The sequence below is a fragment of the Microbacterium sp. NPDC058021 genome (assembly GCF_042885955.1).
In the GTDB taxonomy this organism is placed as follows: domain Bacteria; phylum Actinomycetota; class Actinomycetes; order Actinomycetales; family Microbacteriaceae; genus Microbacterium.
Genome location: NZ_JBHVRF010000007.1, coordinates 195,993 through 219,537 on the forward strand (window position 1 = coordinate 195,993; position 23,545 = coordinate 219,537).

Below are 23,545 nucleotides of genomic sequence, written 5' to 3' on the forward strand. Positions count from 1 at the left end.
ACTGCCCGCCGCCCTACCATGGCGGCATGAGCACTCATTCGCCGTACGATCCCACCGGCCGCAGGTTCACGATCCGATCAGGCGAAACGACGGCGGAGATCTCCCAGGTGGGAGCCGGTTTACGGGCGTTCGCCGTGGGCGATGTCGACCTCGTTCCGCGCTACCCCGACCACACGCCGGCGCCTGCGGCATCGGGAATCGTGCTGGTGCCGTGGGCGAGCCGCGTGCGCGACGGGGCATGGACGCAGCGCGGCGTCACCCGCCAGCTCGCGATCACCGACCCCAAGACGGGGAACGCCTCGCACGGACTGCTGCGCTACACCGGCTACCAGCCCATCGAGTACACCGAAGACACCGTCATCCTCGCGGCCGACGTGTACCCGCAGACCGGGTACCCGTTCCACCTGGCGACCGAGGTCACGTATGCCGTCACGGACATGTCGCTGACCGTGACGCACCGCCTGCTGAACCTGGGCGACGAGGAGGCGCCGGTGGCCCTGGGCGCCCACCCGTACTTCTGCATCGGCACGGCCGCGACGAGTGACCTCACCGTGCAGGTGGATGCCGCCACGCGCTTCTCACTCGATGAGCGGATGCTGCCGGTCGCCGAGGTGCCCGTCGACGAGGCGACGGATCTGCGTGCGCCGCGCATCGTCGGCGATCTCGACCTCGACACGGCCTACAGCAGGCTCGTCCGTGACGACGAGGATCGCGCGCACGCCGTGCTCCGTGCACCCGACGGCAGCTCGGTGGACGTGTGGGCCGGCAGCGGCTTCGACTACCTGCAGCTGTTCACGACCGACCGCTATCCCGGCCAGCCGGTCGCCCTCGCGATCGAGCCGCTGACCGCCCCCGCCGACGCCCTCAACTCGGGCATCGGCCTGCGCTGGCTGGCGCCGGGCGAACAGTGGCAGCTGCAGTGGGGTGCGGATTACCGCACCCCCTGAGCCGGCTCAGTCGCGGCCGTCGTCCTCCCGGCGCTCGGGCTCCTCGTCGGAGGCGGACGGCGTCTGGTCGTTCTCGGCGATCGGCGCGGCGTCGTCCCGGCTGCCGGCGTGGTCTGCGTCGTCCGCGTCTGCATCGTCTGCGCCAGCGTCAGCGTCGGACTCGCCCGCGACCTCGACCTCGGTCTCATCGTTCTCGGCCGTAGGCTCATCCGCGACGACCGACTCCGTCACGGCGTCGGGATCCTCGGCGGCCTGAGCCTCGGGCTCCGCCTCCGCCTCGGCTTCGCTGACCGTCTCCGCGTCCGCGTCCGCCTCTGCCGCAGGAACGTCGCCCTCGGCCTCGGCGGGCGCCTCCACCGTCGGCTGCTCGGCCTGCTGCGCCTCCGGCTGCGCCCACTGCGTGTCGTCGCCGACGCGGGCCGGCTGCACCGCCTGCGCGAGCGCCGACAGCGCGTCATCGTCGGGGTCTGCGACCGCCGGCTCCTCGGCTGCAGTCTCAGCGACGGCCGGCTCCTCGGCGGCAGGCTCGGCGACCGTGACCGGCGCGGCATCCGAGGCTGCAGCCTGACGGGTGTCGACTGCGTCGGGGATCACGACGGGCAGGGACATCATGGCCGCCTGTGCGCGACGGTCCCGGCGCGTCAGGGGCACCGACGCCGTCGTGGTCTCGGGCTCGGTGCCGGCCAGAGCGGGTCCGCCCGCCACGGCCGGGGTCAGCGCGCCCCGCTTGGCCTGGCGGCGCTCCCGCGCCCCCTCGACGAGGTTGTAGAGCGTCGGCAGCACGAGCAGGGTCAGCACGGTCGACGAGATGAGCCCGCCGATCACGACGATCGCGAGCGGCTGCGAGATGAAGCCGCCGTGACCGGTGATGCCGATGGCCATCGGCGTCAGGGCGAAGATCGTCGCGAGCGCCGTCATGAGGATGGGCCGCAGGCGTCGCGCGCCGCCGGCGATGGTCGCGTCGTGCGCGGTGAGTCCCTTGACCCGGTACTGGTTGACGAGGTCCACCAGCACGATCGCATTCGTCACGACGATGCCGATCAGCATGAGCACACCGATGAGGGATGCCACGCCCAGCGGCACGCCCGTCACGATCTGCAGCAGGATCGCACCGGTCGCCGCGAAGGGCACCGACACGAGCAGCAGCAGCGGCTGGCGCAGCGACTTGAAGGTCGCGACCATCACGATGTAGACGATGAGGATCGCCGCGAGCATCGCGAGGCCGAGCTGGGTGAACGCGTCCTCCTGCTGCGAGACCACGCCGCCGAGAGTCGCGTCTGCCGCGGCGGGCAGGTCCGCTTCGGCGAGCGCCTCGGTGACGACGGCCGATGCGGTGGTGAGGTCGTCGCCCGACGGGGTGACGCTCACCGTCGCGGTGCGCTGACCGCCCTCGGTCGTGATCGAGGTCGGGCCCTGGCTCTCCTCGACGCTCGCGATCTCCGACAGCGCCACGGGCCCCGTCGCCGACGGCACCTGCAGGTTGCGGAGCTCCTCGAGGGTGGCCGGCGTCTGCGAGGCGGCGAGGTAGACCGTCAAGGCCGTGTCGTCGATCTCAACGGTCCCCAGCTGCTGCGGCTGCATCGTGCTCGACACGAGGGCGCCCACGGCGACCTCAGAGAGGCCGAGCGCGGCGGCGGCGTCACGGTCGACGACCACGGCGATGTAGGGCAGCGCGTCGGAGAGGTTGGTGGTCACCTGCTCCACGCCGTCCTGGCCGTCGATGGCGGTGACGACGGCATCCGTCGCCTCCTGCAGCGTCTGCTGATCGGGGGCGGTGACGTCGATCTCGATGTCGCTGGAGCCGAACCCGCCGGTGGCGGAGATCGCGACGTCGCCGACGCCCTCGAGGCCGGTGACGACGCCGAGCACATCCTCGCGGACGACCAGCTGGTCGGCGTCGGGGTCGGTCGTGACCGAGAAGGTCGCGCCGCTGGAGCCGCCGGAGAACGCGTCGACGAGAGCCGAGCCGCTGGAGCCGATCGAGACCTGCACGGTCTCGATGCCGTCCACCTCGAGCAGGGCGTCCTCGACGGTCTGCGCCGCGGCATCCTTCGCCTCGAGCGATGCCGCGGGACCGAGGTCCTGCGTCATCGTGAAGGTGTTCTGGCCGGTGTCGCCGAGGAAGTTGGTCTTCATGAACGGCGCGGCAGCGACCGTGCCGGCCAGCACGAGCACGGCCAGCAGCAGCGTGATCCACGAGTGCTTGAGCGTCCAGCGCAGGACCGGCAGGTAGGCCTTCTGCAGTCGCGAGGGCGGTGCGGCCGGGTCTTCGGGGTCGACCTGGTTGCCGTCGGCGTCGAGGAGGGGCTTGCCCGGGCGCAGGAACCAGTAGGCCAGCACCGGCACGATCGTGAGCGAGACCAGCAGCGACGCGGTCATCGCGATCGTCACCGTGAGTGCGAACGGCCGGAACAGCTCGCCGGTCATGTCGCCGACGAAGGCGATGGGCAGGAACACGGCGACGGTCGTGATGGTGGATGCCGTGATGGCGGCGGCCACCTCGCGCACCGCGAGCAGGATCGACCGCAGCTTGTCGGCGGTGCCGACGTAGTGCCGCTTGATGTTCTCGATCACGACGATCGAGTCGTCCACGACGCGCCCGATCGCGATCGTGAGCGCACCGAGGGTGAGGATGTTGAGGGAGTACCCGAACGCCTGGATGCCGATGAACGTGATGAGCACGCTCGTCGGGATCGAGATGGCGGTGACGAGGGTGGAGCGCACCGACATCAGGAACAGCAGGATCACGAGCACTGCGAAGGCGAGGCCGAGCAGGCCCTCCTGCGCGAGCGCTTCGATGGACTGCTGGATGTAGGGGGCCTGGTCGAAGACGACCGTGAACTCGGCCTGCCCGTCGAGGGCGTCCTCGAGGTCGGGGAGCACCGCCAGCACCCCCGTCGACACATCGACGGTGTTGGCGGCGGGGAGCTTGGTCACCGCGATCGTGAGCGCGGGCTGACCGTCCACGCGCGAGATCGAGGTCTGCGGGTCGGTCTCCTCGGTGACGGTGGCGACGTCGGCGATGGTGACCGTCCCGGCGCCGAACTGGGCGGCGTCGGTGGGCACGAGCGGCAGCTGCCCGATCTCCTCGATCGACGAGATCTTCGCGCCGGTCTGCACGGTGAGGGTCTGGTCGCCCTCGGTGATGCCCCCACCCGGGAAGAGCACGCCGTTCTGCTCGAGGGCGTCGCTGATGGCCTGCTGTGTGAAGCCCGCGGCGGCGAGCGCCTCCTGGTCGGGGGTGATCGTGATGCGCTGCCCTGCTCCGCCGATGACCTCGGCGGAGTTGACCCCGTCGACGTCCTCGAGGTCGGGGATGACGGCCTGCTCCAGCAGCTCCTGCACGGCGGCTTCGTCGTCGTAGCCGGTGACGGCCAGCTGGATGACCGGCAGATCATCGATCGAGAGGCTGAACACCTGCGGATCGACCGACTCGGGCAGCTGGCCCTTGATGCGGTTGATCGCCTGCGAGATCTTCTGCTCCGCAGTGGCCAGATCCGTGCCGTACTCGAAAGACGCCTGGATGATCGACGCGTTGGTCGTGCTCGTGGCGCTCGTGGATTCGAGCCCGGGAACCCCCTGGATGGCGGACTCGATCGGCGCGGAGACGTCGTTGGCCACGACGTCGGGCGAGGCACCCGGGTAGCTCGCGATCACCGACAGCGCGGGGAACTCGATCGACGGGATCAGTTCCTGCTTGAGGTTCGTGAGGGCGAGGCCACCGAAGACGGCGGCGACGATCGTCACGAGGGCGATGAGAGCGCGGTTCTTGAGGCTCAGGACGGCGAGGTTCGACACGGGCTGCCTTTGCGAGCGTGGATGCGGGAGTACGGATGCCGCGAGCGCGGCGGATACGCGGGTGTATCGAATGCCAGTATCCCACGGGGCATCCAACCCCAGGTCACCGCGTAATGAGGCCCCCCACGACCATGCCGATCACGGCGGCGAGAACGGCCAGGACGAACGTCGCGGCGAGGTTGACCACGGCCCATTCCCGGCGACCCCGCTGCGCCAGCAGCACGGAGTCGAGGCTGACCGCACTGAACGTGGTGAACCCGCCGAGCAGCCCCACCCCGATGATCCCTCCCCAGACCGGGGCGAGCACCGCGCCGAGACCCGTGATGAGCCCGAACAGGAGCGACCCGAGGATGTTGACCAGCAGCACTCCGGCGGGGAAGGCATCGCCGCGCCCGCGCATCACGATGGCATCCACCGTGTACCTCGCGCCGGCGCCGACCCCTCCCGCGGCGGCCAGCGCGAGCACCTCCAGACCGTTCATTCGACCACCGCCGCGTCCGGCACCCTCGAGCGCCGGCCGAGCACGAGCCCCCAGGCGGCAGCCGCGACACCACCGAGCACCGAGACGGCCGCGAGCAGCAGCCCCACCACCGGTGCGGCGCCGAACAGCTGCACGGTCTGCACCGCGAACGCGCTGTACGTCGTGAAGCCGCCCAGCACCCCGGTGCCGAGGAACGCGCGCAGCCGCGGTCGGCGCGCGTCCAGGCGGCCGGCGACGAGGCCGATCAGGAAGGAGCCGACGACGTTGATGAGCAGGGTGATCGCGGGCACGACCAGCGGATGCGTCCCCGATCCCCAGGGGAGCACGAAGGCGGCACGCACGGCGACGCCGAGCACGCCGCCGAGCACGACGAGGGCGAGCGTTACCCAGGAGAACCGCACCACGCGCTCAGGCTAGGGATGCTCGCCCGAAATGAGCGCGCGGATCGCCGATTCCGGCGAGACCGACGTATCCAGCATCCGTCCCTTCCGGTACCGCGAGAACACCCGCGGATCGATGTATGACCCCCGCGCGACCGACGGGGTGTTGCCGAGCGCGTCGGCGGTGCGCTGCACTGCCAGCACCTCCGCGCGCTTGCGGTCGCGCTTGGTGTCCACCGTGCCGATGCGGGCGAGGGTGTCGGCGGCGAGGATCGTCCCGCGCAGCGTACGGAAGTCCTTCGCCGTGAAATCTCCGCCGGTGAGTTCCCGCACGTACGCGTTGACCTCCTGCGGCAGGAGCCGGGTGCGGCGTCGACCGCGCTGCCACGACAGCAGCGGCGAGGACGGTCGTCCCACCGCGAGCAGCTCCACCGCGGCGGCGAGGTCGGCGTCGTCGATCTCGATCAGCTGGCGCCTGCCGCTCTTGCCCGGGAAGCTCAGCGACACCGTCGCGCCGTCCACGCTCGCGTGTCGGCGCTGCAGCGTGGTGAGCCCGCGGTTGCCGGTACGGGCCAGATGCCGCTCGGAGCCGATGCGCACCGCTGCCTGGTCGAGTAGGCGGAATGCGGCCGCGAGCACCCGCTCGCGATCCAGTCCTTCCTGCCGCAGCGCCGTGGTCACCCGCGCCCGCGCGCGCGGCAGCGCCTCGGCCAGCTGCAGCGCACGGGCGTACTTGCCCTTGTCGCGCTTCGGTGCCCAATCGGGGTGGTAGAGGTACTGGGTGCGCCCGGCGTCGTCGACGCCGATCGCCTGGATGTGACCATTCGGGGCGGCGCTGATCCAGACGTCCCGCCACGCCGGCGGGATGACCAGCCGCGTGATCCGCTCCCGGTCCCCCTCGTCGATCCCGGCCCCGCGGTGGTCGACGTAGCGGAACCCCGCCCCCGCCCGTAGGCGACGGATGCCGACGTCTACGCCCGGCCGCACGCGCCGCAGGCGCGGCACCGTCAGTGGTTGCGGAGCATCGAGATGAGCTCCGCCTTGCGCTTGCCCGAGTACCCGCGCAGGCCCAGCTCCTTCGCACGGGCGCGTAGATCCGCGACCGTCCAGTCGTCGTAGTCGCCGGACCGGCCGCCGCGTCCCCCCACGGCCGAGCGCCCATCGCGTGCGGCGGCGTTGGACACCCGCGCGGCCTTCTCCTTCGACGCGCCGTCCTTGCGCAGCTCTTCGTAGAGCTCGGGATCCTTCAGGCTGTTCGAACCTCGTCCTTGTGGCATGTCGCCTCCTCGTTCGTGGATGCCTCGACGCTAGGACCTCCACCTTCCGTGCGCAGGGGGTTGACAGCGGTCGCGCGCACATTTACCACTGCCGAGGAGACCCAGTCAAGACCTCGGCATGAGACTCCCAGCCTGGCTAGCGTGTTCGACGAGCGCTGACCCGCGCCTCACCCCGCTTCCCTGCGGGTGATGGGAGTACAGACTAGGAGCCCCCATGAACATCGCACTCTTGATCATCATCGTCGTCGCGATCGTGCTTGCCATTGTCGGCGGACTGAACACCGCCCTCAACTGGCTGCTGTGGGTTGCCCTGATCGTCGGTGTGATCGCGTTGATCGCATTCCTCTTCCGCGTCATCAGCGGTAACAAGAGGGTCTAAAGACGTCCACAGAACGACGGCCCGGCGCATCGCGCGCCGGGCCGTCGTTCTGTGTGCGGGCTACAGCGCCCGCTCGGCGTAGATCCGCAGCGCATCGCGCACGAACGCGGCGCCCGCCGCGCCGCCGTAGTTCGCCGCGAAGCGCTCGTCAGCGACATACATCTCGCCGAGGCCGCTGACGTACCCCTTGATCTGCGACGGCCCGGTGGGAGCACCGGGGACGTCGGTCAGCCAGGCGACGTGGCGCTCGGCCAGTGCCTGAGCCTCGTCGGAGTCGGCAGCGACGCCTCGTGCCGCGGCCCGGGTCCACTCCCTCGCCAGCTCGGTGGACCGCTGCTTCCAGGCATCCCGGTCGCTCGCGTCGAGCCCTTGCCACCACCGGTCGCCCTGCGCGTAGGCCTGCGCACCCCAGCGCTTGGTCACCTCCTCGCTGTACTGCGTGTGATCGAATCCGTCGAACATGTCCTGTGCCATGAGTTGTTCACCTCCCTCCAACCTCGCGATGGTCGATTCCACAGCCGCGATCTGCCGGGCCAGACGCTCCTGCTCCTGTCGCAGCCATGCCGCGTGGACGGCGAGCGCCTCCCGCGGCGAGATCTCCCGGCCCAGCACCTCGGCGATCTGCGGCAGCCCCAGCCCCAGTTGACGCAGGAGGAGAATGCGCTGCAGTCGAACCAGGGCGTCTTCGTCGTAGTACCGGTAGCCGTTGCGTCCGACACTCGTCGGCGGCAGCAGACCGATGGCGCCGTAGTGGCGCAGCGTGCGGCTCGTCGCGCCGACCATGCGGGCGACCTCCTGGATGGACCACTCCATGCGCTTCTCCTTCCGCTCGATTCGACGGTAGGCGTTGACGTTGCGTCATGGTCAAGGCAAGGGGACGAACGCATTGACATCGCGATATATCGTGTTACTGTGACCACACGCGATATATCTTGACTTTCACCCACCAGGAGCAGACATGACCCTCGAGAAGTGGATCATCCACCCGGGCGACACCCGCGTGATCGACATCGAAGACATCCGCAGACTCAAAGTCGGCCTCGTCGGCGGACAGATCGACGTCGTGGCGCACGACGAGCCGGGCGTCCGCGTCGAAGTGCACGGCGTCACCGTGAAGGACCTGCGCATCGAAGCCTCGGGCGACCAGTTGGAGATCGACCACGCACAGCTGCGCTGGGACAACTTCCTCGAGGCGTTCCGCAACTTCGGTGCGGGCGGGCCGAAGGCCGAGATCAGCGTGGCCGTGCCTCGCGACATCGCACTCACCCTCGGCGTCGTCAGCGCCAGCGCCCTCGTTTCCGGGCTGCAGGCGGGAGCCAAGCTCAACACGGTATCGGGCGACATCATCGTCGACGGCTTGGCCGGGGACCTCTCGGTCAACGCCGTCTCGGGCGACACCCAGGCGCGAGGTCTCGAGGGCGCGTTGACGGCGAACAGCGTCTCGGGCGACATCGCCGCCTCCGGGTCGCTGCGCCGAGCGACGGTCGACACCGTCTCGGGCGCGATGCTCATCGACTCCACCGGACCCGCCCAGGCGGTGAACCTCAACACGGTCTCGGGCAACGCGACCGTGCGGCTCGATCCGGAGCTGCCCACCAACTACGCGGTGCGCAGCGTCAGCGGGCGGGTGCTCATCGACGGCGTGAACCGCTCCAGCGGCAGCGGTGTCGGGGTCGGCGTCAACTACACCGGTTCCATCGGCGAGTTGAGCGGCTCGTTCCTCGATATGCGCGCCCACAGCGTCTCGGGCGATGTGACGGTGCTGCGCCGCAGCCCCGCACCGACGCCCGAACACCCCCTGTCCGCCCCTGAGCCCGAGGAGTGGTGATGCCCCCCGTCTTCTCGCACGGCGACCTCCGCCTGTACCTGCTGAGCCTGCTCGACGAAGAACCCCGCCACGGCTACGACCTCATCCAGGCGCTGTCCGACCGCACCGGCGGCACGTACACGCCCAGCGCCGGCACGGTGTACCCGCGCCTGGCGAAGCTGGAGGAGGAGGGGCTGGTGACGAAGTTCGTCGACGGCCGCAAGACCGTCTATCAGATCACTGACGCCGGCCGCGCCGAGGTGGCGGCCCGCGCGGGCGATCTGCAGGGGATCGAGGCCGGCCTCACCGACAGCGTGCGCCTCATCGCCGATGAGGTGCGCGGCAGCGTCCGCGAGGCGATGCGCAGCCTGCAGGCAGATCTCGCCGCGGCCGCGCACAGCGAGCGCAGCACCGCCTCTCAGCCGGTCGCCGATGATGCGCGCGCCTACAGCCGCGAGCAACTGCACCGCGCCGACACCGCACTGACCGAGTTCCGCGCGCAGATCCGCGGTGACCTGCGGTCGCACGTCGCGCGCGGCGGCACGCTGGCGGCATCCGTCGTCGACGACCTCATCTCGGCACTCGACGACGCGGCCCGCAACCTCATCCGGGGCCTGCGCGACTGATCAGCCTTCTGGCCAGAGATCCTCGTCGTCGCGCGCCGGCTCGTCCAGCGGCACGACGAGGATCGGCCGGTGCTGACGGTGCGCGAGTCGCGCGGCGACCGATCCGGTGAAGAACTCACGGATCGACTCACCGATCCCGCGGCGACGTGTGCCCACCACGATGAGCCGCGCGTCTGTCTGATCGGCGAGGTGCTTGATCGACAGGGCCGGGTCGCCCACCAGCTGGTGCACGCTCCACGAGAGCTCCGACCCGTCGAGCGCGGCCTCGGCAGCGGCGGTCACCTCGGCGAGATCCCCCTCTCCCGTGGCGATGTTCAGATCCAGCGGCGCGGAGTGGACGTAGCCGTCGGGATCCTCGTAGGTCACGAAACGCGTCACGTCGACGTGCACGACCACGAGTGGGGCGCCGAGCAGCGTGGCGTAGCGCGCGGCTTCCTTCAGCACCCGCGGCGGCTGGCCGGGGATCGCTCCGACGAGCACGGCTCGATGCGGGGTGGTTCCGGCGGACTCGTCAGACATGGCAACAACGCCCTCCCCCTCGGGCCGGGCCCGGGGCTCCGTGATATCCTGAATGCTACTCTTCCCGGCATATGGCCGGATCGTGATTACGACGGGCAGTCGCAGCCCGCGGCTCAGACAAATGAGGGGGTCTCGCATGGGGCGTGGCCGTCAAAAGGCGAAGCACACCAAGATCGCCCGGGAACTCAAGTCGTTCAGCCCGAGCGTGAACTACGCCGCGTTGGAACGCGAATTGGGGCACCCAGAAGGTGATGAGAACGAGTACGTCGACAAGTGGGCGGATCAGTACGCCGACGAGTACGAGGACGAGAAGGCGTAACGCCTCTCACCACCGCCCGTAACGGCGTTCCCAGTCTTCTTCGACCGTGCGTGCGCGGGTGATGACGTAACCGGCAGGGATCGCTGCGGCGACCACGCCGACCAGCACCCACAGTGCCGGTGTCCACTGACCCGTCGCATCATGGAGCAGGCCGATCCCCAGCGGGAACACCGCAGCGATCGCGTAGCCGATGCTCTGCACGAACCCGCTGAGGGCGACGGCCGTCTCGTGCGAGCGGGTGCGCAGCCCCAGCATCACGAGGATCATGGGGAACAGCAGCGGCGTGAGCCCGAGCAGCGCCACCCACAGCGCCGGGGCGGCCTCCGGGGCGACGATCAGTCCGCCGAGGCCCGCGAATCCCGCGCACACCGCGATGGCGATGAGCACCCGTTCGGCGCGCAGCCGGGCCACGAGCAGGGGAACGGCCAGCGAGGCGGGCAGCCCCATCAGCGCGAACAGCGACAGCAGCGCGCCCGCGGCGTGGGGCGTCACCCCGGCGATGTCGACGAGGATCGTGGGCAGCCACCCGAACGAGGTGTACGCCAGGATCGACGAGACGGCGAAGGCGACCGCGAGTGCCCAGGCCAGCGGCAGCTTCCACAGCCGCGCGAACAGACGCGGCGTCGTGACGGCGATCCCCTCGGGCGCATCGGTCCGCGCGCGCCACAGCATCAGGATCCACGGGAGGGTCGCGGCGGCGGCGAAGACCGCCCAGACGCCCAGCGACATCCGCCAACCCGTGACGTCCGCCAGCGGCACGGCGACCAGCGGCGGCGTGAACGTGGCGACGGCCATGGTGGTCGAGTAGACGGTCGTCAGCAGCCCCACCCGACGCGGAAAGTACTTCTTCACCAGCGGCGGCAGCAGGATGTTGCCGGTCCCGACGCCGGCGAAGATGAGCGCCGTCGCACCGAGCAGGCCGATGGCATCGCCCGCGAAGGCGCGGATGACCAACCCCACGGCGACGACCGTGATCGCCGCAACGGTCACCTTCTCGAGTCCGAAGCGCTTCTCGAACTGCGGCGCGAGCAGACCGAACACGGCGAAGCACACCGGCGGTGCGGTGCCGATGAGGCCGACGACGCTCGCGGACAGCGCGAAATCGGCGGAGATCAGGTCGATGAGCGGCGACAGCGAGGCCACGGCGCTGCGCAGCGAGAACGCGAACAGCACGATGCCGACGAACGCGAGCACCCCGCCGCGCCGATCCGGCGTCGCGGGTCGCGGCGATGCCGCCTCGCGACTCAAGATGCCTGGGTGCCCTCGACCCAGGCCAGGTACTCGTCCGAGACGGTGCCCGTGACATAGCGGCCGTCGAAGCAGCTCATGTCGAGGTCGACGAGATCCGAGCCCTCGAGGATGGCGGCCTTGAGATCGTCGACCTCCTGATAGACCAGCCGGTCGCAGCCGAGTTCCGCGGCGATCTCGGGGATCGTGCGCCCGTGCGCGACGAGCTCGTGCCGGGACGGCATGTTGATGCCGTAGACGTGGGGGTACCGCACCGGAGGGGCGGCGGAAGCGAAGGTCACCGTCTTGGCGCCGGCATCCCGCGCCATCTGGATGATCTCCTTCGAGGTCGTCCCCCGCACGATGGAATCGTCGATGAGCAGCACGTTCTTGCCCTTGAACTCGCTCGACATCGCGTTGAGCTTCTGTCGCACGCTCTTCTTGCGCACCGCCTGTCCCGGCATGATGAAAGTCCGGCCGACGTAGCGGTTCTTGTAGAAGCCCTCGCGGTACTCGAGCCCGAGCTTGCGGGCGACCTGCATCGCCGACGGACGGGACGAGTCGGGGATCGGCATGACGACGTCGATGGATCCGGGCGGGGTGTGCTTGGCGATCGTGTCGGCCAGGCGCTCGCCCATCCGCAGCCGCGATTCGTACACCGCGATGCCGTTCATGATCGAATCGGGGCGGGCAAGGTACACGTACTCGAACGAGCAGGGCGCCAGCAGCGTCTCGTCGGCGCACTGGCGGGAGTGCAGCTGTCCATCCATGTCGATGTACACCGCCTCGCCCGGCCGCACGTCGCGCACGACTTCGTAGTCGGCGTTCTCGAGCACGAGTGATTCGCTCGAGACGATCCACTCGTCGCGGCCGTCGGCGGTGCGGCGCGTGCCGAGGATGAGGGGGCGGATGCCGAAGGGGTCACGGAAGGCCAGCAGCCCGTACCCGGCGATGAGCGCGATCGCGGCGTAGGAGCCCTCGACGCGGCGGTGCACCCGGGTGACGGCCGTGAACACGTCGTCGGCGCTCAGCCGCTCGCCGTGGATCGTCTGCTGCAGCTCGTTGGCGAGCACGTTCACGAGCAGCTCGGTGTCGGAGCTGGTGTTCAGGTGACGGCGGTCGGTGCGGAACAGTTCTTCGCTGAGCTCGCGCGTGTTGGTGAGGTTGCCGTTGTGCACGAGCACGATGCCGTAGGGCGCGTTGACGTAGAACGGCTGCGCCTCCTCTTCGCTGGAGGCCGTGCCCTTCGTGGCGTAGCGCACGTGGCCGAGGCCGATCGTGCCGAGGAGCGTGCGCATGTCACGCGTGCGGAAGGCCTCCCGCACCATGCCGCGCTGTTTGTTCATGTGCACGACGCCGCTCGGCTCGGCCGTGGCGATGCCGGTGGAGTCCTGACCGCGGTGCTGCAGCAGCAGCAGCGCGTCGTAGACCTCCTGGTTGACGGGGGCGTGACCGACGACGCCGACGATTCCGCACATGGGTTGTCAGTCCGTTCCCTGCTCGAGGTACGAGCCGACCAGGCGAACCGCACCACCCTCGACGCCCTTGGCGCCCTGTTCGTAATCGCCGTCCGGCAGCGCCGTGTCGTGGACGACACCGACCTGCCAGGTGTGGATGCCGGCGGCGTTGAGCGCGGCTGCCGCGGCATCCGCGCGCTCGGCCGAGACGACGGCGAGGAATCCGATGCCCAGGTTCCAGGTGCCCTCGGTCGAAGTGAGATCCAGGTCGCCGAGGTCGGCGAGCACGCGGAACACCGGCGGCGGGCTCCACGTCGACCGGTCGACGTCGACCCAGGTGCCCAGCGGCAGCACGCGCGCCAGGTTCGCGGCGATGCCGCCCCCGGTGACGTGGCTGAGCGCATGCAGATCGGCCGGGAACTCGGCGGCCAGGCGCAGCAGCGGGGTCGTGTAGAGCCGCGTCGGCTCCAGCAGCGCCTCTCCCCAGGTGGCTCCGAAATCGGCGGCGTTGTCGCCGTAGGCGATGCCGGCACCGGCGACGATGTGGCGCACGAGCGAGTAGCCGTTGGAGTGCAGGCCGCTGGAGCCGAGCGCCAGCACGACGTCGCCGGCGCGCACGCGCTCGGCTCCCAGCACCCGGTCGGCTTCGACCACGCCGGTCGCGGCGCCCGCGACGTCGTAGTCGTTGATGCCGAGAAGTCCCGGATGCTCGGCCGTCTCGCCACCGACGAGAGCGGTGCCGGTCTCGGCGCAGCCCGCGGCGATGCCCTTGACGATGTCGGCGATGCGCTCGGGCACCACCTTGCCGCAGGCGATGTAATCGGTCATGAAGAGGGGTTTCGCACCCACCACCACGATGTCGTCGACGACCATGCCGACGAGGTCCAGTCCGATCGTGTCGTGCTTGTCGATCGCCTGCGCGATGGCGACCTTCGTGCCGACGCCGTCGGTGCTGGTCGCCAGCAGCGGCTTCGTGTACGCCGTCAGCGCGGTGGCGTCGAAGAGGCCGGCGAAGCCGCCGACGCCGCCCTGCACCTCCGGTCCATGCGTGCGTTTGACGGCCGTCTTCATGAGTTCGACGGCGAGATCGCCCGCAGCGGTGTCGACACCTGCAGCGGCATAGGGATTGTGGGAGGGTGGGGCCACGCGACCAGACTACCCTCGCGGGACCATCCTCCTCGCCCGTCCGCGAGCGTGGCCGCGCGGCTGCCCCGCCGCGACAGGCCCCTCCAGACCTGCCCCACCCCGACACGCCCGGCCTACAATGGCCGCATGGTCGGCGGGGCTCCCGAATGGGTGGTGCGCGAGGACGCGAGCCAGGCGGTGCTCGCAGCCCTCGGAGTGCGCCAGGCCCTCGGCATCCGCTCCCCCGACGAGCTGCCGCCGCTGCGGGGATTGCCTCCGGCATCCGTCGAACGCGACGAGGATGCGCAAGCCGTGCTCGAGCGCCAGTGGCGCGGCTACTGGGCGATGACCGTCGAACCACAGGCGCACCCCTCCCCGGTGCCGCTGGATCTGGTCGAGGGCTTCGGCAGCCTCGCCGCCCTCCCCACCGAGGGGTATGACGAACTGCGCGACGGGATGGTTCCGCACGCCGAGGCGGTGGTGGCCTACGCACGACGCGCCCACGAACGCTACGTGGCCGATGCCGCCGCCGGCGCACGGGTGTCCTACCGCGCGTATGCCGGTGCGATCGCCGAGCACGAGCGTCGGGTGGGCCGGCGCGCCCATTCCTTCGAGCTGAACGTGCAGGTCCTGCCGCTGGCTCAGCGCGGGGTGTGGTGGATCGGCTCGCTCACGATCGCGGTGACCGATGGCTTGCGCGGCGACGTGGTGGCGTTCGACGCGGCGATCCATCCGATCATCGCGGAACTGGCCTGACTCAGTCCTGCGTGCGGATGCGCTCGTGCTCGATCTGCACGTCGCGCGCACGGCGGGCCAGCACGCGGTCGAGGATGACCGCGACGATGCCGCCGATCGCAATGCCGACCGGCACGCAGATGAGGGCGACGAAGCCGAACACCTGGGTCGAGGTGTAGACGACGCCGGTGTTGGGGCTCACCTCGGACGTGCCGTCGAACGCGAACGTGAGGATCAGGGCGGCCAGGATGCCGAGAGCGGCACCGAGCCCGAGGAACACCGCGAACTTCGGGCTGCGGCGCACACGCGCGGACTCGGTCATGCCTCCATTGTCTCACCGGCGACAGGGGAGCGCGCCGCGGCGGGGCAGGTGCACGGTCAGGGGCGCAGCGGCAGCACCGCCGACAGGTCCGCGCGGGTCCCCGATGCGTGGATGCGGCCGGCCGCCGCGGCATCCGCCCACGCCTCTGCGCCGGTCGCGAGGGCGATCCAGGTGGCCGGGTCCGTCTCGATGACGTTCGGCGGGGTGCCGCGGGTGTGACGGGGACCTTCCAGCACCTGCACCGCACCGAAGGGCGGCACCCGCACCTCGACGGTGTTGCCCGGCGCCTTCTCGGCCAGCAGCTGCAGCAGGTAGCGCACCGCCGTGGCATTGTCGGTGCGAGCAGGGGTGGCGGCCTGCGCGACGGCGGCGAGCGCCGCGCGTCCCTCGTCGGTGGTGATCTTCCGCGCCATCCCGCCACGCTACCGCCGACCACCGCTCGGTAGGCTGGCCGGGTGAAGATCCTGGTCCTCGGTTCGGGCGCGCGTGAGCACGCCATCATCCTCGCTCTGCGCGCCGAAGAAGCCGGGCACGAGCTGTTCGCCGCACCGGGCAACGCCGGGATCGGCGCCGACGCCGCGCTCGTCGACCTCGACCCGGTCGATCCGGTCGCCGTGACGAACTACGCCAACGAGAACGCGATCGACCTCGTCGTGATCGGCCCGGAGGCGCCGCTCGTGGCGGGGGTCGCCGATGCGCTGCGCGAGCGGGGCATCCCGGCCTTCGGTCCCGGCAAGGCCGCCGCCCAGCTGGAGGGCTCGAAGACCTTCGCCAAGCGCATCATGGATGCCGCGGGAGTGCCCACCGGGCGGGCCGTGCGGGCCCGCACCCTCGCCGAGGTCGAAGCGGCGCTCGACGAGTTCGGCGCGCCGTTCGTCGTCAAGGCCGACGGTCTGGCCGCCGGCAAGGGCGTCATCGTCACCGAGGACCGCGCTGCCGCGCTCGCGCACGCCGGCGAGTACCTCGCCGGCGCACCGGTGCTCGTGGAGGAGTTCCTCTCCGGTCCCGAGGTGTCGCTGTTCTTCGTCTCCGACGGCGACCGCGTCGTCCCGCTGTCACCCGCGCAGGATTACAAGCGCGCATTCGACGAGGATGCCGGCCCCAACACCGGCGGCATGGGCGCGTATTCGCCGCTGCCATGGCTGGCCGGCGCCTTCGGCGGCGAGGACGAGTTCGTCGCCCAGGTCACGCGCGATGTCGCGGAGCCGGTCATCCGCCAGCTCGACGCCGAGGGCACGCCCTTCATCGGTCTGCTCTACGCCGGCCTCATCCTCACCGAGCGGGGGGTGAAGGTGATCGAATTCAACGCCCGTTTCGGCGACCCCGAGACGCAGGTCGTGCTGGCGCGCCTGGCGACTCCGCTGTCGACCCTGCTCATGGCCGCGGCCTCGGGTCACCTCGAGGACGAGCCCGCCCCGCAGTTCGCCGAGGCCGCCGCCGTCACCGTCGTGCTCGCCAGCGAGGGCTACCCCGCCGCGCCCGTCACCGGCCGCGTGCTCACGGGTCTCGACGACGCGGCCGCCGTCGACGGCGTGCACCTGGCCCACGCGGCCACCGCGCGCCAGGACGGCGAACTCATCGCCACCGGCGGCCGCGTGCTCAACGTCGTCGCTCTCGGGAACACGTTCTTCCAGGCGCGGGAGCGCGCGTACGACGCGCTCGCGCGCATCCACCTGGAGGGCGGGCACCACCGCACCGACATCGGTCGGCGCGTCGCCGAGGACTGAACGACGGATCCGGGCGCCGCGACCCGGAACACCTTTTGCAGTGAGGAGTCACGGATGCCCGAGCGCATCGGAATCATCGGCGGAGGCATCGTGGGCGTCGCGCTCGCGCGTGCCCTCGCCCAGCGCGGATCCGCGGTCACGGTGCTCGAGAAGGAGCCGCGACTCGCTCAGCACCAGACCGGCCGCAACTCCGGCGTCGTGCACGCCGGTCTCTACTACGCACCGGGATCGCTCAAGGCCACGCTGTGCGCGGCGGGCCGGGTGTCGATCCGCGAGTTCTGCGAAGCCAAGGGTCTGCCCTACCGCGAGGTCGGCAAGCTCGTGGTCGCCGTCGACGAGACCGAGCTGCCCGCGCTGGCCGAGATCGAACGACGCTCCATCGCCAACGGTGTGCCCGGTCTCGTGCGCGTCGACGACGTCGCGCGCCTGCACGAGATCGAGCCGCACGTCGCCGGGGTCGCCGCCGTGCACTCCCCCCACACCGCGGCGGTGGACTACGCCAGCATCACCGAGGCGATGGCACAGGACGTGCGCGCCGCGGGCGGCGAGATCCGGCTGGGGCACGAGGTCACCGGCATCCACCGCGAGAACGGCACCGTGCGCGTCGTGACACCGGTCTCGGAGGATGTCTTCGACCGGCTCATCGTCTGCGCGGGGCTGCAGTCCGACGTGGTGGCCACGCTCGTCGGCGCCGATCCGTCGCCGAAGATCCTGCCGTTCCGCGGCGAGTACTGGGAGCTCGCCGCCGAGCGCGGCGACCTGGTCAAGGGCATGATCTATCCCGTGCCCGACCCGCGCTTCCCGTTCCTGGGCGTGCATTTCACGCGCGGCGTCTACGACAACGTGCATGTCGGTCCCAACGCCGTGCCCGCGCTCGCGCGAGAGGGCTACACCTGGCTGCAGATGTCGGCCAAGGACACGTGGGAGTCGCTGCGTTGGCCGGGCGCCTGGCCACTGGCCAAGCAGCACTGGCGCATGGGAGTGGACGAGATCAGCAGCTCGCTGATCAAGCCGCTGTGGTTCCGCAAAGCGCGGCGGTTCGTGCCGGAGCTGAAGATGAGCGACCTGACCCACAAGACCGCCGCGGGCGTGCGCGCGCAGGCCTGGGGACGGGGCGGTGAACTGCTGGACGACTTCGCGGTCGACCAGGTGGGGCCCGTCACGGTGCTGCGCAACGCCCCCTCGCCGGCCGCGACCAGTTCGATCGCGATCGCCGAGTACGTGATCGCCCACTACCTCTCGGCGCCGCGGGCCTGACCGGCGCGCGCCGCGCCCACGCCCGCCGCGGGATCGATGGCATGCTCGGGGCATGGCGAACCGTCTCGTCACGACCCTCCGGCGCGTCCTGGCCCCGGTGACGCGCACCCGCGCGTTCCGCCGGGTCGCACCCCGGGCGCTCCCCGTGGCCGAGCGGGTCATGAAGCGGCTCACCGGCGGGCGGGTGATCGTCTCCGGCATCCTGGTCCCCTCACTCGTGCTGCACACGATCGGCGCCAAGAGCGGCCAGCCGCGCGAGACGCAGCTCATGTACACGCCGGACGGACGCGGCGGTGCGATCGTCGCGGGCACGAGTTTCGCGCGCGACCGGCATCCGGCGTGGACGGCGAACCTCGCCGCGCATCCCGATGCCGAAGTCGTCGTGCGCGGGCGGCGCTACCGAGTGCACGCCGAGCGGCTGCCCGACGGCGAGCGCGATGCGGCATGGCGGCTGATCGAGGCGCAATGGCCGGGCTACCGGCAGTACGAGCGCGACTCGGGTCGCGTCGTGCGGCTGTTCCGGCTGACGACGGATGCCGTGCCGTCCCCGTTCACCGAGCGCCTGTAGCCGCGGGGGCGCCGGGCCCGCGCGGATAGGCTGAGTGCGATGGAACTCCTGCCGCAGGCTCGCGCAGAACGGGCCCGCTGGGGCGTCGGGCTGCTCTTCTTCGTCAACGCCATCGCGTTCGCGTCGATCGTGCCGCGGTACGTCGAACTGCGCGAGACGTTCTCGCTCGACAACGGCACGTTCGGGCTGATCATCGCCGCCGGGCCCGTCGGTGCGCTGGCGGCGGTCTCGTCGCCGGCCGGTTGCTGCGGACGCTCGGCTCCGCGCCGACCGCCGTCGCCTCCTCGATGCTGCTGGGGCTGAACCTCGTGCTCATCGCACTGGCCTCGGACGGGTGGACGCTCGCGGCGGCACTGTTCATCGCGGGGGTGCTCGATTCCACCGGTGACATCGCCAACAACGCCCACGGGCTGCGCGTGCAGCGCGCGATGGGCCGGTCGGTGATCAGCGGCCTCCACGGCGTGTGGAGCGTCGGCGCGATCGTGGGCGGCCTCGGCGCCGCGCTGGCCGTCGCCCAGGGCGTGCCGATGGGCGCGCAGCTGGTGACGACCGGCGTCCTCATCGTGCTGCTTTCGGCTGCGGCCGGGGTGCTCGCGCGCCTGCCTGCGACGACGGATGCCGATGAGACCGCGACGGCGGCCCGCGCCGCAGGCCGGTTCACGCTGTGGCCGTTCCTCGCGATCCTGGGTGTCGGGCTCGGCGGCGCGCTGCTGGAAGACGTCGTGTCCACCTGGGGCGGCATCTACCTCGTCGACATCGTGGGCGCCGGTGCCGACACCGCAGGCACCGCGTTCATCGTCTTCATGTGCGCCCTCACCGTCGGCCGGCTCGTCGGCGACCGGGCGATCGACCGGTGGGGCACCGGGCGCATGGTCACGGTCGGGGCGATCGCGACGGCCGCGGGGTTCACGCTCGCCCTGGCGGCGCCGTGGCTGTGGACGACACTGACCGGATTCGTGCTCGTGGGGATCGGCATCGCCACGATGATCCCCTCGGCGATGGAGGCCGCCGACCGCGCGCCGGGCCTGCGCGCGGGCGTGGGCCTGACGATCTCATCGCTCGTCATGCGCATCGGCTTCCTCGCGCCGCCCCTGATCGGGGCGGTCGCCGACGCGAGCTCGCTGCGCGTCGCGCTGCTCATCGCGCCGATCGCCGCCCTCGCGGTGATCCCGCTCGCGCGGGTCACGACGCGGGCTCCCCGCCCGGCCGCCCGCTCCTAGCCGCGTCGCATCGCCGCCGGCGCGGGGGCGTCCCCAGCGCCGCGAGGACGCCGTGCGCGCAGCACCTGCACCCACACCGCGAGCACGAGGGTGCCCGCTCCCCACACCGCGCAGGCGGGCGGCAGCACGCGGTAGGCGAGGTGCGCCACACCGAAATCGGCGTCCAGCGGGCCGTACACCGCGAGCCCGATCGCCCACGCCACGATCAGCACGACGGGCAGCGACATCCACCACGCGACGCGTACGGCGCCGGGCAGCACCCGCGACACCGCGGCGCGCTCGACACGGCGGCCGAGCCACAACGCCGCCCAGATCGCGATGATGAGCAGTCCGACGACACCCGAGGCGTACTGCAGCCATTTGTAGCCGAGGAGCGGCCCCCACGCCGCGTCGAGCCCCGGGATCAATGCGAGTCCCCACCGGCCCTCGTGGGTGAACGCGTCCCAGACGATATGCGAGACGACCCCGACGAGGAGGGACACCACCACCAGCAGCGGGTAGGCCCGTCCCTGCGGATGCCGCGGGCGCGCACCGACCGTGTCCAGCGCCGCGTCGCGGGCCGGCATGTCCCACCCCTCGGGCAACCGGCCGGCGAGCCACGCAGGCGAGAGCTCGCGCACCGCGGGCCGCAGCAGGCACCGCCACGCCAGCAGCAGTGCGAAGGCCACCATCAGCGTCACGACGAGCCCCGGCCAGGAGTGAGTCGTGGCGTAGGTCAGCGGGGTGCCGCGGACGAACAGCGGCAGATCGGGCGTCATCGCGCCGATGGCGACGGCAGCCGGCACCATCGGCGTGCGGATGAACGGCAGCGCGACGAGCGCGTGGCTCGGCGTGAACGGCATCCGCGCCCCGTGCCTAGCCGGCCGGCTCGTCGACGAACAGGCCGGCGAGGGTCTTCTTGCCGCGGCGCAGCACCGAGACGCCGCCGGGCAGCGCGCCGGTCACGAGCGCCGTGTCGTCCTCGATGCGGACGCCGTCGAGGGAGACACCGCCCTGCGTGATCGCGCGACGCGACTCCGACAGGCTCGCGGTCAGGCCGGTGTCGACGAGCGCCTGCACGACCGTCGTGTCCCGCGTGACGGAAGCGTGCGGCAGCTCCTCGAGCGCGGAACGCAGCGTCGCGGCATCCAGCGCCGTGAGATCGCCCTTGCCGAACAGCGCGTCCGATGCCGCGATGACGGCGGCCGTCGCCTCGGCGCCGTGCACGAGCGTCGACACCTCGAGCGCGAGGCGCTTCTGGGCGGCACGGCGGAACGGCTCGGACTCGACGAGGCGGGCGTATTCTTCGATCTCGGCGCGCGTGAGGAACGTGAAGACCTTCAGGCGCGAGACCACGTCGGCATCATCGGTGTTGAGCCAGAACTGGTACATCCGGTAGGGGCTGCACATCTCGGGGTCGAGCCAGACGGCGTTGCCCTCGCTCTTGCCGAACTTGGTGCCGTCACTGTTGGTGATCAGCGGTGTGCCGATCGCGTGCACCGACACGCCCTCGACGCGGTGGATGAGGTCCGTCCCGCTGGTGAGGTTGCCCCATTGGTCGCTGCCGCCGGTCTGCAGCACACAGCCGTACTGGCGGTACAGCTCCAGGTAGTCCATGCCCTGCAGGATCTGGTAGCTGAACTCGGTGTAGCTGATGCCGGCATCGGAGTTGAGCCTCGCCGCGACGGCGTCCTTCTTGAGCATGGTGCCGACGCGGTAGTGCTTTCCGATCTCCCGAAGGAAATCGATGGCCGACAGCGGCGCCGTCCAGTCGAGGTTGTTGACGATGCGCGCGGCGTTGTCGCCTTCGAAGCTCAGGAAGCGCTCGACCTGGGCGCGCAGCCGCGCGACCCAGTCGGCGACGACTTCGGGGGTGTTCAGGGTGCGCTCGGCGGAGGGCCGGGGGTCGCCGATGAGACCGGTCGAGCCGCCGACGAGGCCGAGCGGCTTGTGGCCGGCGAGCTGGATACGCCGCAGAGTGAGCAGCTGCACGAGGTTGCCCAGGTGCAGGCTCGGCGCCGTCGGGTCGAAGCCGCAGTAGTAGGTGATCGGGTCGCCACCGAGCAGTTCGCGCAGAGCCTGCGCGTCGGTGGACACGTGCACGAGGCCGCGCCACTGCAGTTCGTCCCAGACGTTCTCGAACGTGGGGTCGATCGCGGGCGGGGCGACCGTCAAGGCTTCGGAAGACACGCGTTCCAGGCTATCAGCGGGATGCCGGGCGCCACCGATGCCCTCAGGCCGCGGCGACCTCGTCGAACAGCCCGATGGTGTTGCCCTCGGAGTCGGTGATGTACGCCCACCGCCCGCTCTCGCCGAGCGCCTGGATCTCGCTCGCCTGCGCGCCGCCGGCGGCGACGGCGAGGGCGATCGTGTCCTCGATGCGATCGACGGTGAAGACGACGGTGGGGTGGGAGACGGCGGCGCGGCGATGCAGGTCGCCATTGACGCCCTCATCGTCGGGCTGGGTGAGCATGCCCATGTCCTCGCCCCAGGGTTGGAAGTCGTAGCCGAGCACTTCCTGGTAGAACGCCTGCGCCCTGCCCAGGTCGTCGGCCGGGATCTCGAAGTGCTCCATCTTCGCCATGGCCCCATGGTGGTGCGCGCGACGCGAAGTGACAAGAGCGGATGCCGGGGCGGTGACGGACCCCCGTGCCAGACTGACCGCATGTTGGTGGCCATCCCCGACGCCGTTGTCGTCGCCGTCCTGTCGATCTTCCTGTTTCTGGCGCTGTGTGCGGCGCTGGTGCTCGTGGTGGTGAGTCTGCGCCGCCCACGCAACGTGCCGCTGGCGATCGCCGCAGCCCTCGTGGTGGTGGGCCTGGTCATCGTCGTGATGACCCCGTACAACGTGCCGGGGATCATGGGCATGATCCTCGCCCTGCTCGGGCTTGCCTTGGCGGTGCTGGGCGGCGACCCGGTCGTGCGTCGCGTCCTCGATATGGCCACCCACGGCACGGTGCAGCAGGGCATCGCCGGCGGCATCCTCGTGGGGGAGCGCGGCGACAGCGAAGACCAGGGCGCGGTGCAGGAGATCCTGCGCGGCGGCACCACCATCGGCTACCTCGAGCGGCTCGGCGTCACCCTCGGGCTCATCGCCGGTTTCCCCGAGGCCATCGCCGTCGTCGTCGCCCTCAAGGGCATCGGGCGGTTCTCGGAGCTGTCGACGCCCGCGGCGCGCGAACGATTCATCGTCGGCACGCTCGCGAGCCTGCTGTGGGCGTGCGTGATCGGCGCGCTCGTGCGGCTCTCGATCTGGTGACGCGTTAACGAGAGAAAGCCACCCAGCATTGGGTGGCTTTCTCACGAAAGAAGTCCGGCGGTGTCCTACTCTCCCACAGGGTCCCCCCTGCAGTACCATCGGCGCTGAGAGGCTTAGCTTCCGGGTTCGGTATGTG

Annotated in this window: 27 protein-coding genes and 1 rRNA gene; 12 read left to right on the plus strand and 16 right to left on the minus strand. The window is 70.7% G+C overall.

Annotation, left to right across the window (positions count from 1 at the left end):
• The first annotated feature begins 26 nt into the window (after positions 1–26).
• Positions 27–947 (plus strand): aldose 1-epimerase family protein, encoded by a 921-nt coding sequence (locus tag ACFVR6_RS15595; RefSeq protein WP_386964677.1) that lies wholly within the window; start codon positions 27–29, stop codon positions 945–947.
• 6 nt (positions 948–953) lie between these two features.
• Here ACFVR6_RS15595 and ACFVR6_RS15600 read toward each other — a convergent pair whose 3' ends face one another.
• The 5 genes from ACFVR6_RS15600 to ACFVR6_RS15620 form a co-directional block, all read right to left on the minus strand.
• Positions 954–4,745, minus strand: a complete 3,792-nt coding sequence (locus tag ACFVR6_RS15600) for an efflux RND transporter permease subunit (protein WP_386964679.1) — start codon at positions 4,743–4,745, stop codon at positions 954–956.
• A gap of 103 nt (positions 4,746–4,848) precedes the next feature.
• Positions 4,849–5,226 carry a fluoride efflux transporter FluC gene (locus ACFVR6_RS15605; protein ID WP_386964681.1) on the minus strand — a complete coding sequence of 126 codons (378 nt, stop codon included), beginning with the start codon at positions 5,224–5,226 and terminating at the stop codon, positions 4,849–4,851.
• Positions 5,223–5,630, minus strand: coding sequence for a fluoride efflux transporter FluC (locus tag ACFVR6_RS15610; RefSeq protein ID WP_386964683.1), 408 nt, complete (start codon positions 5,628–5,630; stop codon positions 5,223–5,225). Before ACFVR6_RS15610 ends, ACFVR6_RS15605 begins: the two co-directional genes overlap by 4 nt.
• A 9-nt stretch (positions 5,631–5,639) precedes the next feature.
• Entirely contained in the window at positions 5,640–6,611 is a 972-nt protein-coding gene (locus ACFVR6_RS15615; RefSeq protein ID WP_386964685.1) for a DNA topoisomerase IB, read from the minus strand.
• A gap of 2 nt (positions 6,612–6,613) precedes the next feature.
• A complete protein-coding gene (locus tag ACFVR6_RS15620; protein ID WP_386964686.1) occupies positions 6,614–6,883 on the minus strand; it encodes a DUF7218 family protein in 270 nt (89 codons plus the stop codon).
• 214 nt (positions 6,884–7,097) lie between these two features.
• On the opposite strand from ACFVR6_RS15620, the gene ACFVR6_RS15625 reads away from it, so the two are divergent.
• Positions 7,098–7,262 carry a hypothetical protein gene (locus ACFVR6_RS15625; RefSeq protein ID WP_386964688.1) on the plus strand — a complete coding sequence of 55 codons (165 nt, stop codon included), beginning with the start codon at positions 7,098–7,100 and terminating at the stop codon, positions 7,260–7,262.
• Between the two features lie 60 nt (positions 7,263–7,322).
• Here the strand turns inward: ACFVR6_RS15625 and ACFVR6_RS15630 are convergent, their stop codons facing one another.
• Positions 7,323–8,075, minus strand: coding sequence for a MerR family transcriptional regulator (locus ACFVR6_RS15630; RefSeq protein ID WP_386964690.1), 753 nt, complete (start codon positions 8,073–8,075; stop codon positions 7,323–7,325).
• A 145-nt stretch (positions 8,076–8,220) separates the two neighbouring features.
• Between ACFVR6_RS15630 and ACFVR6_RS15635 the strand changes: the two genes are divergently transcribed.
• Positions 8,221–9,090, plus strand: a complete 870-nt coding sequence (locus ACFVR6_RS15635) for a DUF4097 family beta strand repeat-containing protein (RefSeq protein ID WP_386964692.1) — start codon at positions 8,221–8,223, stop codon at positions 9,088–9,090.
• Complete coding sequence (locus ACFVR6_RS15640) at positions 9,090–9,695, plus strand: PadR family transcriptional regulator (protein ID WP_386964694.1); 606 nt, start codon at positions 9,090–9,092, stop codon at positions 9,693–9,695. Before ACFVR6_RS15635 ends, ACFVR6_RS15640 begins: the two co-directional genes overlap by 1 nt.
• On the opposite strand, the gene ACFVR6_RS15645 is transcribed toward ACFVR6_RS15640, so the two are convergent.
• The gene (locus ACFVR6_RS15645) at positions 9,696–10,214 is read right to left on the minus strand and encodes a universal stress protein (protein ID WP_386964696.1); all 519 of its coding nucleotides are present in this window, start codon (positions 10,212–10,214) and stop codon (positions 9,696–9,698) included. It lies immediately after the preceding gene.
• A 136-nt stretch (positions 10,215–10,350) separates the two neighbouring features.
• On the opposite strand from ACFVR6_RS15645, the gene ACFVR6_RS15650 reads away from it, so the two are divergent.
• Positions 10,351–10,533, plus strand: coding sequence for a DUF3073 domain-containing protein (locus ACFVR6_RS15650; protein WP_191719508.1), 183 nt, complete (start codon positions 10,351–10,353; stop codon positions 10,531–10,533).
• A 6-nt stretch (positions 10,534–10,539) separates the two neighbouring features.
• Here the strand turns inward: ACFVR6_RS15650 and ACFVR6_RS15655 are convergent, their stop codons facing one another.
• The 3 genes from ACFVR6_RS15655 to purM are packed head-to-tail and all read right to left on the minus strand — an operon-like array spanning position 10,540 to position 14,363.
• Positions 10,540–11,727, minus strand: a complete 1,188-nt coding sequence (locus ACFVR6_RS15655) for an MFS transporter (protein WP_386964698.1) — start codon at positions 11,725–11,727, stop codon at positions 10,540–10,542.
• Positions 11,728–11,777: 50 nt separating this feature from the next.
• Positions 11,778–13,238 (minus strand): amidophosphoribosyltransferase, encoded by a 1,461-nt coding sequence (gene purF / locus ACFVR6_RS15660; protein WP_386964700.1) that lies wholly within the window; start codon positions 13,236–13,238, stop codon positions 11,778–11,780.
• Positions 13,239–13,244: 6 nt separating this feature from the next.
• Positions 13,245–14,363, minus strand: a complete 1,119-nt coding sequence (gene purM / locus ACFVR6_RS15665) for a phosphoribosylformylglycinamidine cyclo-ligase (protein ID WP_386964702.1) — start codon at positions 14,361–14,363, stop codon at positions 13,245–13,247.
• A gap of 126 nt (positions 14,364–14,489) precedes the next feature.
• Between purM and ACFVR6_RS15670 the strand changes: the two genes are divergently transcribed.
• Positions 14,490–15,098, plus strand: coding sequence for a zinc-binding alcohol dehydrogenase (locus ACFVR6_RS15670; protein WP_386964704.1), 609 nt, complete (start codon positions 14,490–14,492; stop codon positions 15,096–15,098).
• A gap of 1 nt (position 15,099) precedes the next feature.
• Here ACFVR6_RS15670 and ACFVR6_RS15675 read toward each other — a convergent pair whose 3' ends face one another.
• A complete protein-coding gene (locus tag ACFVR6_RS15675) occupies positions 15,100–15,399 on the minus strand; it encodes a potassium transporter Trk (protein ID WP_386964706.1) in 300 nt (99 codons plus the stop codon).
• Positions 15,400–15,455: 56 nt separating this feature from the next.
• A complete protein-coding gene (locus ACFVR6_RS15680; RefSeq protein ID WP_386964708.1) occupies positions 15,456–15,812 on the minus strand; it encodes a sterol carrier family protein in 357 nt (118 codons plus the stop codon).
• A gap of 42 nt (positions 15,813–15,854) precedes the next feature.
• On the opposite strand from ACFVR6_RS15680, the gene purD reads away from it, so the two are divergent.
• The 5 genes from purD to ACFVR6_RS15705 are packed head-to-tail and all read left to right on the plus strand — an operon-like array spanning position 15,855 to position 20,171.
• Positions 15,855–17,126, plus strand: a complete 1,272-nt coding sequence (purD, locus tag ACFVR6_RS15685) for a phosphoribosylamine--glycine ligase (protein ID WP_386964710.1) — start codon at positions 15,855–15,857, stop codon at positions 17,124–17,126.
• Between the two features lie 54 nt (positions 17,127–17,180).
• Positions 17,181–18,383, plus strand: coding sequence for an L-2-hydroxyglutarate oxidase (lhgO, locus tag ACFVR6_RS15690; RefSeq protein ID WP_386964712.1), 1,203 nt, complete (start codon positions 17,181–17,183; stop codon positions 18,381–18,383).
• Positions 18,384–18,435: 52 nt separating this feature from the next.
• Positions 18,436–18,951, plus strand: a complete 516-nt coding sequence (locus tag ACFVR6_RS15695; RefSeq protein ID WP_386964714.1) for a nitroreductase family deazaflavin-dependent oxidoreductase — start codon at positions 18,436–18,438, stop codon at positions 18,949–18,951.
• A gap of 39 nt (positions 18,952–18,990) precedes the next feature.
• Positions 18,991–19,254: a hypothetical protein gene (locus tag ACFVR6_RS15700; RefSeq protein WP_386964717.1), complete on the plus strand. Its 264-nt coding sequence runs from the start codon at positions 18,991–18,993 to the stop codon at positions 19,252–19,254.
• Complete coding sequence (locus ACFVR6_RS15705) at positions 19,239–20,171, plus strand: MFS transporter (protein ID WP_386964719.1); 933 nt, start codon at positions 19,239–19,241, stop codon at positions 20,169–20,171. The genes ACFVR6_RS15700 and ACFVR6_RS15705 overlap by 16 nt, the downstream gene beginning before the upstream one ends.
• Here ACFVR6_RS15705 and ACFVR6_RS15710 read toward each other — a convergent pair.
• From ACFVR6_RS15710 to ACFVR6_RS15720, 3 genes are read right to left on the minus strand one after another with little or no spacing between them, the layout of a single operon-like run.
• Positions 20,168–21,013, minus strand: coding sequence for a DUF4184 family protein (locus ACFVR6_RS15710; RefSeq protein ID WP_386964721.1), 846 nt, complete (start codon positions 21,011–21,013; stop codon positions 20,168–20,170). The two genes, ACFVR6_RS15705 and ACFVR6_RS15710, sit on opposite strands and share 4 nt — an antisense overlap.
• Positions 21,014–21,026: 13 nt before the next feature.
• Positions 21,027–22,340, minus strand: coding sequence for a tyrosine--tRNA ligase (gene tyrS / locus ACFVR6_RS15715; RefSeq protein ID WP_386964723.1), 1,314 nt, complete (start codon positions 22,338–22,340; stop codon positions 21,027–21,029).
• A gap of 43 nt (positions 22,341–22,383) precedes the next feature.
• The gene (locus ACFVR6_RS15720) at positions 22,384–22,734 is read right to left on the minus strand and encodes a VOC family protein (RefSeq protein WP_386964725.1); all 351 of its coding nucleotides are present in this window, start codon (positions 22,732–22,734) and stop codon (positions 22,384–22,386) included.
• Between the two features lie 81 nt (positions 22,735–22,815).
• Between ACFVR6_RS15720 and ACFVR6_RS15725 the strand changes: the two genes are divergently transcribed.
• Entirely contained in the window at positions 22,816–23,409 is a 594-nt protein-coding gene (locus ACFVR6_RS15725; protein WP_386964727.1) for a hypothetical protein, read from the plus strand.
• Between the two features lie 52 nt (positions 23,410–23,461).
• Here the strand turns inward: ACFVR6_RS15725 and rrf are convergent.
• Positions 23,462–23,545: ribosomal RNA gene (rrf, locus tag ACFVR6_RS15730) — 5S ribosomal RNA — on the minus strand; the annotation flags it as partial.